General features: G+C 36.2%; 8 protein-coding genes. All 8 read right to left on the minus strand.

Going from position 1 to position 11,457, the window contains the following annotated elements; genetic code table 11:
• Positions 1-18 precede the first annotated feature (18 nt).
• The gene (locus H7U01_RS08060) at positions 19-1,662 is read right to left on the minus strand and encodes a rhamnan synthesis F family protein (RefSeq protein WP_148512824.1); all 1,644 of its coding nucleotides are present in this window, start codon (positions 1,660-1,662) and stop codon (positions 19-21) included.
• Positions 1,663-2,865: a polysaccharide ABC transporter ATP-binding protein gene (locus H7U01_RS08065; protein WP_002886829.1), complete on the minus strand. Its 1,203-nt coding sequence runs from the start codon at positions 2,863-2,865 to the stop codon at positions 1,663-1,665.
• The gene (locus tag H7U01_RS08070; protein WP_118189161.1) at positions 2,865-3,671 is read right to left on the minus strand and encodes an ABC transporter permease; all 807 of its coding nucleotides are present in this window, start codon (positions 3,669-3,671) and stop codon (positions 2,865-2,867) included. Before H7U01_RS08070 ends, H7U01_RS08065 begins: the two co-directional genes overlap by 1 nt.
• Positions 3,672-4,610, minus strand: coding sequence for a glycosyltransferase family 2 protein (locus H7U01_RS08075; RefSeq protein ID WP_201041421.1), 939 nt, complete (start codon positions 4,608-4,610; stop codon positions 3,672-3,674). It abuts the gene before it with no gap.
• A complete protein-coding gene (gene cps2T, locus H7U01_RS08080; RefSeq protein ID WP_201041422.1) occupies positions 4,607-5,755 on the minus strand; it encodes a beta 1-4 rhamnosyltransferase Cps2T in 1,149 nt (382 codons plus the stop codon). Before cps2T ends, H7U01_RS08075 begins: the two co-directional genes overlap by 4 nt.
• Before the next feature lie 166 nt (positions 5,756-5,921).
• Positions 5,922-7,169: a glycosyltransferase gene (locus H7U01_RS08085; RefSeq protein ID WP_201041423.1), complete on the minus strand. Its 1,248-nt coding sequence runs from the start codon at positions 7,167-7,169 to the stop codon at positions 5,922-5,924.
• Between the two features lie 3 nt (positions 7,170-7,172).
• Positions 7,173-8,480, minus strand: coding sequence for a DUF2142 domain-containing protein (locus tag H7U01_RS08090; protein WP_148512828.1), 1,308 nt, complete (start codon positions 8,478-8,480; stop codon positions 7,173-7,175).
• Positions 8,467-11,418 carry a rhamnan synthesis F family protein gene (locus tag H7U01_RS08095; protein WP_187359130.1) on the minus strand — a complete coding sequence of 984 codons (2,952 nt, stop codon included), beginning with the start codon at positions 11,416-11,418 and terminating at the stop codon, positions 8,467-8,469. The genes H7U01_RS08090 and H7U01_RS08095 overlap by 14 nt, the downstream gene beginning before the upstream one ends.
• Between the last annotated feature and the right edge of the window lie 39 nt (positions 11,419-11,457).

Here is an 11,457-nt window from a genome sequence, read left to right on the forward strand (position 1 = left end):
GTAAGTGGGAGGGGGAAGTTAAGTAGCTGAAGATTTTTTTAAACCTAATTTCTTTAACAAGGCTTTTCGATATGCTGAAAATTTTTTCTTTAACGTCAGTGGTTCTGCTACCTGCGACATTTCAATAAGATGGAGCTTATAACGTTCTGCAAAAGATATTTTTTCAGAAGAAATAATGCGATAATCAATTCCTACATCCCAAGCTTTTCGATAGAAAAGATAAGAAAGGGTATCCTCATCAAAGTCATAGAAAGCTTGCTTATCCTTAAGAATAATTTTTTCTAGAAAATCTTTTGATAACCACATAGAACCTTGAAAAATATGAAGCGAATGATTGATCACTTTTTGACCTTCGTCAGTTAGTTTAACAGTCTGTTCTTGATTTAAGGCACCAATTGCATCTGTCCAATAGAGTTCTTTTGATAAATCAGCAAAAACCAGACCAACCTCTGGAAAATGGTCAAAGATTGATGCCACTCTCTCTTCATCTAATAACATATCCACTAAAGCAAGTCTTGTAGCTTCATCAACAAGTTTGCCTTCATTTCCAAAGTCTTCTGTGTGAAAATGCCCAACAAAGTCATACTCGCTAAGTTGAGATGCCAAGGATACTAAGGCATGGTAATGATTATCAAATCTTTGAGAGACTAGCTGAAATCTATCTTTATCAAAGCTATTTAATAAGGTGTTCTCAACGATATTTTTATCCAAATGGCTTGATAAAGTGAAATAATAAAAGGCAGATAACTTTTTATCAGAGAAAACTTTTAGTCTCTCAAGGTCACTAATATGTACATGGATAGCCGAATGATAGGCTTTCCCACTTACCGAATGAAATGAGGGTTCGATGATTTTTTCATCTAAAATGACTAAGCTATCTGGCGAATGGTAGCTGTTAAGATGGGACTTAATTAGTGCTACTGGATATGCCGATAGCTTAGTAATATAGTCTAAAAGTAGTCTTCCCTTTTTTTCATTGTCAGTAAATGCTTTTAGTTTAATGAACGGTACCTTATGTTCAAGTGTACTTATCGGTCTATAGTAAGAAAAATCAGGGTGAATTAAGTCGCCAGTTTCTTCAGAAACGGTATTAAAGACAGCATCATAACGGTAACCAGCTTCAAGAAGAACACTAGTAACCCTAGTTTCATAATTATCAATAACATCTTGAACATCGGTAAAAGTCTTTATAGAAGTCCAAAATTGTTGAAAGGTTTCTGAATCGACAACATGTTTTTTGAAAGATATAAAATAACTTTGCAGATGCTCATCGAAATATTTGGTCTTTCTAAAATTCGTCATCCCCCAAAAATCAACATTCTGGCGTTGTTCAAAACTTTCAACTAGGTCAGATATATCCCATATAGGGCCAAAGCAAGTATCATTCATGAGTGTAACCGAATCGAAGTCTATTAAATGTTCGAATCCAATATGAGCCATACCATCTCTCCAAGCTGCAAAATCAAAGCCCAGATTCTCTCTCTGGATAACTTCATCTATGCCAAGCTCTTTGAGAGTTAATGTTGCCGATTCCGTTAGTTGACTATTTGAAATCACAATAAGTTTAGAAAAAAGTGGTCGAAGTTGCTCCAATTGGTAGAGCACATGACCACTTAATTCGTCGTACTTATTATAATGAACATACAATAAGAGACGTTTCATTTATTCTTGAATCTCCCATTTTCCATTTCTCTGAACCATTCCGGTTGCAGAATCTTTAGCAGACTTATCATCATCTTCAATATCAGTTCGATTCAAGAGAATAACTGGTGAGTTATCTGAATCAGCAAAAGCAATCATCTGATCCTCTTTATCTCGAACAGAAACCTGAAGCTTAAGCTTAATGTTATTAAGATGGGCAAGACTACATTTATATGTGAGTGTTTTTCTTCCAGAACCACTCGTTTTATTGTCCATGGAATTGTCATTATAAATCCAGATACCACGGTCAATATCTGTCAATGAAAAGGCAATATAGGTCTCAATATCCTCATTGACATCATATGAAATCTCAAATGAAATATCTTGGTCAGGACTGATAATATTGTCATTCAAGAGTTTCACTTGTAAATCGGTGATTTTAGGATTTTCAACAACAACGTCGTCGTTCGAAACCTTTTGACCAGCAGCATTATCAAAACTATATTGGTTAGCAACTTCATCTGGATCACCAACCACTTTGACCAAACCATGTTCAATCAGAACTGCTTTATTGCAATATTTTTTAACCGCTGACATATCATGGGTAACTAGGATAGTTGTTTTTCCAGATTGCTTACGTTCCATGAAATAATCATTACACTTACGCTGGAAAGCTTCATCACCTACAGCTAAGACTTCATCTAGGATAAGGATATCCCCTTGAGCCTTGATAGCAACTGAGAAAGCCAAACGAACCTGCATACCACTTGAGTAGTTCTTCAACTTTTGATTCATGAAATCATGAAGTTCAGCAAAGTCTACAATGTCATCATACATGGCATCTACTTCTTCAGTTGAAAAACCAAGCATCGCACCATTCATATATACATTCTCACGACCAGTTAGTTCTGGGTTAAACCCAACCCCAAGCTCAATGAAAGATACCAACTTACCATCAATGGTAACCTTACCTTTTTCAGGAACATAAATCTCAGAAATAATTTTTAGAAGTGTTGATTTCCCAGAACCATTACGTCCAACAATTCCATAAAAATCACCTTTTTCAACTTCAAAAGAAATATCTTTCAAGACATGTTGTTCAGTATACCCTTTAATCCCTTTAAAGCGATTGACTAAAGTTGTTCTCAAACTCTGACTCGCCTCAGTTGGTAATTTAAAATACTTACTTACATGATCTACTTTTACAGCAATATTATTTGACATTATAGAATCTCCGCAAATCGTTTAGCATTTCGGTTAAAGACAAGGAAACCAATGATAAAAATCACTACAGGAATCGCATAAGGAACAAAAGCAATCAGTTTATTATTAATAATATCCCATCCTCTAGGGTTAACTGGATCAATAATAAAATGACGCATATCCTGTAAAATCTGAGCGATTGGATTCAACATCATAACCTTTGCAACAAACGTCTGGTTTCTTTGAAGAAGGTAAGTGATGGAATAGATAATTGGGCTTGCATACATACCAGCTTGAAGTACTACTTCCCAAACTGGACCAATATCACGGTATTTAACAAAGAGTGCTGATAGAATAAAAGCAACTCCCATTGCCATCAATAGCACCTCAATAAAGAGAGGAATGATAACCAAAGTATTGAAACCAATCGGAACATGGTTAATCAAGGCAAATACGAAAACAACCACTAGGTTAATCAAGAAATTAATCGCTGCTCCTAGCACAGATGAGATAACGATTGTTTGCTTTGGAAAGTTAAGCTTACGTAAGAGATCCCCTCGTGAAACAATGGAAAGCATCCCCATATTGGTAGCCTCTGTAAAGAAGCCCCAAAAGATCATAGCCAAAAGCAAGCCTACTGCATAGTGTGGTGTCCCATCATCAAATCTCAAGAAACGAACAAAGACAAGGTACATAATTGTAAACATCATCAAAGGTTTCAAAATAGACCAAAGATAACCAATGAAAGAACCTTGATAACGCAATTTAAAATCCGTTTTAATCAGTTCCTTAAGTAAAATCCTATTTTTCTGACTAAAGAAATTCATTTAGTCCTCCTTATACATGAATTTTGTCAAAATCAAACTCGTAAATACAAAGGTATGAAAAGCCCTGTTTTTACGATAACCATATGTTTTCAAACGATGATAACGCTCTCTTAACCCTTGATCCATAATAGTCACAAAGTTTTCAACCAACTCCCTACTTTTAGTATCCAGTGGCAAAGAAAGAAGGTTTTCTGCCTGACTCTGACTAGCCTTGATCAACTTCCAGTATTTATTAAATAAAGTCTGAGGTCGAATCCAATTCTGCATACGTTTCCGAAGAGTTCTAGCACCTAAAACATTATCTGCGTGCTGACGGTAAAGCTCTGTTGGCTGATCAATATAGACCAGATGACCAAATGCTGACGCAAGCAAACCTAAATACCAGTCATGCATCAAAAGCTCGTTCGTTTCCTCACCAGTCCATAATTCAGCCAGAGCATGATTGATTAAAGACACACCACCTGTAACAGTGTTTTCTGTCATTTCTTGAACCAATTCCGTATTGGCATGATCAGACTGAGTACGAATCATACTCTCATGAAGTACTTCTAAATCTTGATTCACAACCTTTAAATCCGTATATACCAAAAGTGGTTTATCAGATGGGTAGTGACTTGCTTTCTCAAGTTGAAGAGATAGTTTCTCGGGTAACCAAGTATCATCCTGGTCTGAGAAAAGGTAGTAGTCAGATTCTTGATACTTCAAAAGCGTAAAGAAACTCTTTATAACACCTAAATTTTCAGTTTGATCAGGATTGACGAAAACAATGCGATCATCTTCTGAAGCGAAACGTTTGATAATATCTCTCGTTTTATCTTTAGAACCATCATCACGAATTAACAAGGTCCAATCAGTATAAGTCTGTTGCTGAATACTCTCTATTTGCTCTGCTAAAAAGTTCTCGCCATTATAAGTAGACATGAGAATAGTTACTTTCATGATAAAAATAGCTCCTCGTATTCACCCACGATTTTTTCCCAGGTGTAATTTTCTTTCATATTTGCTTTAGCAGCATTTCCCAAGTCCTCGAATGACACTTGACCATCTACAGAATCGATAAGCTGAGACAAATTCCCGTCCTCTTTATTCCAATACAAGGCGGTCTCCTGAGCAACCTGATGGTTAAAGTCTACATTATAGATAAGGTTGAGGTCTGTTTGAGCCAAGGCCTCTAATAAGCCTGGATTCGTTCCACCTACTTCATGTCCATGAATATAAGCAAAGGCTTGGTTACGGATATACTTAAGCAAGTCCTGATCATAGACAGTCCCCACAAACTTCACACGTTTATCTTTATCAAATCCTGTTATCTGTCGTAGTTCATCAAAGTAAGCATTTCCTTCATGATTACAGATGATAACAAGATCACGCTCTGTAGAGGACTTCATAAATTCTCGAATCGCAGTTTCGTAGTTGTTTTCAGGAACAAATCGACCCAGTATCAAATAGTAATCTTTTTCTTGAGTTTGCCATTTCTGATACCAATCTTGAACAGGGGCATCCTCAGCAGTCAAAGTCGTCTTAGATAAGTCAGTTCCATAAGCGATGAAAGTCGTTCTAGACCACGGATAGGTATTTTGAATATAGGTCTCAATACCTCGGTTATCAGAAATAATCAAGTTCGCATACTTTGTCATCTCTTTTTCAGAGTATTTGAGATAGCTTTGAACAGGCTTTGACCACTTAGCACGTTTCCATTCCAAACCATCAGGATTGACTAACAAAATGCCACCAATAGACTGAATTTTCTTGGCAAAATGAACAATGAAGGCACCAATGGTATTTCCTAAAATATAGAAAATTGGAGCTTGAATTCCCTCTTTTTTAATAAGTTTCAAGCTATAATTGATAGCCATCATATCGTAAGCTATGACACGTGCAGGACCTAGCTTTGGAGGATTGACCGTAAAACAATCCGCACCCTTATAGTCAAAATGCTTACCAGTACTTTCGTCAGATAAGCAAGCCACGTGATAACGTATAGCAGGCGATACCTTGTGAAAAATCAATTTCTCAACAAACGTCTCAAAACCACCATATTGAGCAGGCAAACCTCTACTACCTATGATAAAAACATCCTTCAAAGTTTACCTCCATTCGTCACATCTCTCAAATACACAGAATTATACATAGTAGCTTTTATTATACCATTTTGGAAGGCATTTTGCATGATTGGACAGAAAGAGTAAAGCAAAAAGGCCCTTCGAAAATGGCCTTTTCATTCTTAATCATAGATAACGAGATTTTACCTTAATTCATCTTTTTAAGCTGAAATAATTTTTTTACAGCAGATTTCACACTCTTCGTTAGTGCTTTTCGGCTGTTGAGAAAATCTACATCTTTCTGATTTACTTTCTTATAACGCAATTCATCATCCTCAAGTTTTTCAGTAATATTAGCATAAACACTCTCCATAGAGTATCTCTCTTTCAAACTAGGAACAGCTTTTACTGCTTCAAGTTTCTCTTGGTCAAATCCACCAAGGACCTCTGAAATCATGCTAGTTAAGGTATCCAAGTCACCCAAAGGGTAGATATGACCTTGCTCATTCATATACTCGAAGGCTGATTTATGTCCCGCATTATCTGATAAAATCGTTGGAATACCATTTAAAACAGACTCTACATAAACCAGACCAAACGTCTCCATACTCGACGGGAAAACAGCTAAATCCTTATCAGTAATCTCTGACCAAGGATCATCTAAATATCCCATAAATGAAACATTTTTCAAATTATGCTCTACAATATAATCATCACAGATTTGTTTATAATCCTCATCCCATGCACCTAAAAATACAAGTTCAGTGCCTGCTAGATTAAGCATTTGAAAAGCTTTAATCAACTCAAGTTGATTCTTTCTCTGAGTCAAGCGACCAACTGAAACGATACGATGGTGGTCGTTGGATTCAGTTCCCAGACCTTCTTTAGGTTCAATTTGAGTATAAGGTGCAAAGGAATAAATCTTCCTATTTGGAAAATACGTTTGTAAATCCTCTGTCAACGCTCCTGTTACAGCAAAAATCTCATCAGAAAACTTGTCTATAAAGTCAAGTTTTTCTTTATAGTAACCAAATTCTCCCTCAGGAAATTCATGAATCAACCAAAAATGTTTGACCTTCTCATAAGTGGCAGCAAGTGCACCTTGAAAAACATTGACTGTATTACTAATAACAAGGTCTACCGTGTTTTCCACAATAATATTTCGAATATCTTTAACATTCTTATTATAAGACTTCACTCGCAAAAAATGATTTGCTGGCGATCCACCCGGTGCTTCTTCCCACCACCATTTAACGGCTGAAAGACCATAGGTCTCAATTCCTGCTTTCTGAAGTTCTGCTTGATACTCCTCTTGAGATGGCACCTTGTAATCAGGGAAAACGTTTAACACACGATAACCTTTTTCCACAAGAAATTTCATAAGATTGACTATCGAAATTTCGGCACCATTATCCAGGGTCCCTGTCGGAGAAATAAATAAAATTGTTTTAGTCATAAATTATGCAAATACCCCCCAGTAATGGAAAAGAATCAAATACATAGCGACCAAGAAATTAGCAATTAAAGTCAGGGTTGCTATCTTCAATTTTTTCTGTCGAGATAAATCAATCTTAGCTGTGTTGGCGACTAATGGCAACAAAAGAATGATAAATGGCGTGAAGTAACGACCTTGAGCACCAACAGATATATTAGCTCCCTGACCAAGAACAACTGGTGTCCACTGCATATACATTACTGTAACAGCAGCTAGAACCTCTAGTAGGAAGAGAATCCAGGATGCATTAGCAAAGTCTTTTGTAAAGAAATCCTTCTTACTTGATAGGAATAAAATAGTAAGAACAATGATATCAATAAATATTAACCAAAGTGGCATTTGCAAAGTAAGGTTACCAAGATAACCGAACATACCAAGCGACAAAATACCATTCAAATTGTCATTTAACTCAGGATTAAAGAGCGTATTACGCAAAACTTCGCCATAATGACGTAGACCGCCCTGATTCTTCATTAAGAATTGCAGAACCACCACGACACCTACTACAAAGAGAAGGTAGAAGACTACTTTATATTTTGAAATAAAGGTCTTAATAGCTTGCACTGGACGATTTAGAAAAGCAAGAACACCTTCAAACTCTAACGGTACAAACGGAATCAATCCCAACAATAAAACATTATTTGGCTTGGTTGCTAGAAGCAAAATCGCTAGACCTATCACCTGGATAAAATTACGATTAGTAAAACGTTTAGAATAGGCAAGATTGGTGATAAAACCAAGAGCTAACATCACTTCCAAATAGTTCATCACATCATAAGAAAGTGATGAAGCTTGCTGAACCAAAATAGGTAGCAGCGAAATAAACATTAGGGCTGTTTTCCCATACTTGAAATAACGTATTAAAAAGTAAATTCCTAGTATATAGGCCAGTGCATTAAAAATGCGTCCCATATAGATGATCATACCAACTGTTGGACTAATCCAACTTCCAATCGTCATCCCTATCAACTGTGGAATAAAGGAGATTGTTTTTAAACTCACACCAAATTGAAAAGGTTCTTTACTCATATCAATCTTTTGAGCAAAAATCTGTTTATATTCCGCTAACTTAACCTTATCATTACTTGGAATCTCATCCATCCACTTAAAAGATGTATCCGTTGGTTTATGGAAAGTTTCCCAAGTCATTCGCGCGTGGTTTGTTTCGTCTGGCACACGATTAATTGGAAATACAAACATAAATGAGAAAATAAAAATCGTCGCTAAGATGAAAAATAAATTTTCAACTTTTATTTGTTTAATTCTGTTCAAAATAAGTCACCATATCATCTTTCTTGCTTAAGGTACAGTTTTCAAGAACAGCCCGATAAGCAGCATCTGCAATTTTCTGTCTTAATTCTGGAGATAGCACCAAGGCTTCAAGCTTGTCAAACCACTGATCATCGGTAGCCAACAATCCAGTTTCACCGTCAACGATGGCATCTGAGAAAGCTCCTATCTTGCTCGCAACTGTTGGTACTTTGACCAAGGCAGCTTCAATCCATTTAATTTCAGATTTCGCACGATTAAAGATAGAATCCACAAGCGGTGCCAGGTTAATATCAACCTCGCTAATCAAGGCAGGCAGTTTGTCCCAGTCCACATAATCATGAGTTACAATTTGATTTTCAAAGGGCTTCATATCTTGTGGGATATCCAGAATCCCGACAATATGTAATTGTACATTGCTATATTTTGCAAGCAGTTGCTTAATAGCTGGTTTAATCAATTCAAAATTCTCATTATGACTAATGGAACCAGAGAAATAACCAATCTTAACAATGTCAGATGTTTGAGAGTAATCTTTGATATATCGACTACTAATAGCGATTAAATCATCAGAAGCTAAGTTGCGATTAAGTAAAACCTTACTTTGGTATTTATACAACTCCTCCTGCAACTGATTAGTCGAAGTAATGGCACCATCACAGTTTTCTAGCATATAGCCATAATTTCGAACACCTGCATCATAGTTTCCTTTTTCAACCGAATTCAACCCTTGCGTATAACTCAATTGGTCTGTATAAACCGTATCAAAGACTAAATCATCAATATCAAAGAAGACAGGTTTTCCATATTCTTTAGCTAAATGACAGAGACGCAAAAGTTCAGGTGAGATTGGTGAACGGTAGATAATGATGTGACTAGCGTTTTGAGCCATCGATAGTTGGAAATCAGATAGGTTAACAACTTTGACTGCAAAACCATGCTTACGTAATTGCTCTGCCTTGTTCAAGACACGATAACGGGTACATTGCGGAATAATATTTTCAACCCCATCAATCAATAGAATATATTGATCACGTGGAACCGCCTTAAATTTATTTACAATATCTTCCAAGATTGACACTGGGTAGTCCGTTTCTTCTGCGACAAACTCTAACAAGTCAGGGACTTCCGAATCACGGTCCAGACCTTGCCACAAGAACTGGTCTTCATCATAATTTTTCAGAGCCGTGTATTTCACCAAAGGACTACCTGCTTTGAGCATCTTAAGCGGGTGGATATACATGGCAGAATCTTCGTATTCTTGCACAACCGCATCATAACGATAACCTAAATCAGCAAAATGCTTGGTAAAACGTGTCTCATGTCGACCAATAGCTTTATCACGAGAATCTGTATCCGTCAAGTGTGTCCAGTACTCATAAAAGTCATCATCGTTTAGCATGAGTTTTTCAATAACTAGGAAATAAGATTGAAGATGCTTAGGAATGTAGCCATAAGGATTCTCCTTAGTAACATCTTCTTGCTCTTCTCCAAAAGAAATTCCCCAGAAATCTAGCTGCTGGTCAGCCATTTCCTGGAATACTTGAGACAAATCTCTCATCGGACCAATGTTAGTATCATTCACCAAGAGGAGCTGGTCGTAATCTTTAAGCTTGTCTTTACCAAAGGCAAAAATCCCTTCTCTAAAGGCCGCAGTATCATATCCCTTGTTATCACGAGTCAAAACCTTACCGTAGGCCTCAAGGGTATTAATATCATCATCGTGAAGCTGTCCATTGACAACTACAATAACATCATCTACCAATGGAGCCAAGGCTTGCAAGAAACGTAATTTGTATTCTTGAAGACGAGCTTCAGACTCAAAAATGACATAAACCAACGCTTTCTTACCATTATACGACAAGGCAGAACGTTGACTATTTCTGAGACGTCGTAACTGGCGAACCTTAAGAGGTGTCATTCGACGACGTAACTGTATCACTTTGACTTTTAAAGCTCTCAAATAATTTTTAATAGCCTTTGGATTCTTCGCAATTACTCCTGCTGTCTTTATAGGTGTAATAAGGGCGTTACCTAAACGATATGACAGTGAACTTCGGATCAGCTCCATTTCTTTATGGGCATCCTTCAATTGCTTAGATTGTGTATACTTTCTTCGTTCAAGTTGATCACGTTCTTTTTTCAAGCGATTAACATAGTCTGTCACATCATCGTGATGTTTTATCAAATCATCTATACGACTCTCCAAAATCATTAAGTTTTCACTAACCGCTTGATAGATTTCATGTGGTAACTTATCAAGATACTTCTCGAGAACTTCAAGATAGATTTCAAAATGGTAGCGTACTGAATCCCTTTTTGAAATCGAATCTTTTTCAAAGACACGATAATTTAATTTTGCATTAGGTTGGTAAACAGCCTTTGCACCATTATTAATAATAAGGTTCAAGAAAAAATCATAGTCTTCAAGTTTCTTCCCTGAAAGTGTTTCATCATAATAGGTACCCTTTAATATGGCTTTTTTTACTAAAGAACAATTTGAAATATAGTTCGATACCAGTATGCTATGTATTCCAAATTCTTGAGCTTTTAGATAGACCTCATTTTTTTCAAAATTGAATAAATCACAATAAACTATATCCGCTTGACGATTAATCGCACATTCATATAATTCTTCTACATAGGTTTCATCCAAAAAATCATCACTATCTACAAATAAAAAATAGTCCCCATTTAAAAGAATAAGTCCTTTATTACGTGTTCTTACAACACCAATATTTTCATGCGATTCAAATGTCGTCACGAAAGGTGACTCTTTCAGAACTTCCTTAATAATTTCTGAGGAGTTATCTGTCGATCCATCATCAAGAACAATCAACTCAATATTTCGATAAGTTTGTTTAAAAATACTTCGTAAACATTGTTCAATATAATTTTCATGGTTGTAACATGTTACAACTACTGATATTAAATTAGTCATTTTTCCATCCATTTTTTGTAAGAAAATATAAATTAGTAA

It is taken from the genome of Streptococcus sp. 21.1 (genome assembly GCF_016648635.1).
Classification (GTDB): domain Bacteria; phylum Bacillota; class Bacilli; order Lactobacillales; family Streptococcaceae; genus Streptococcus.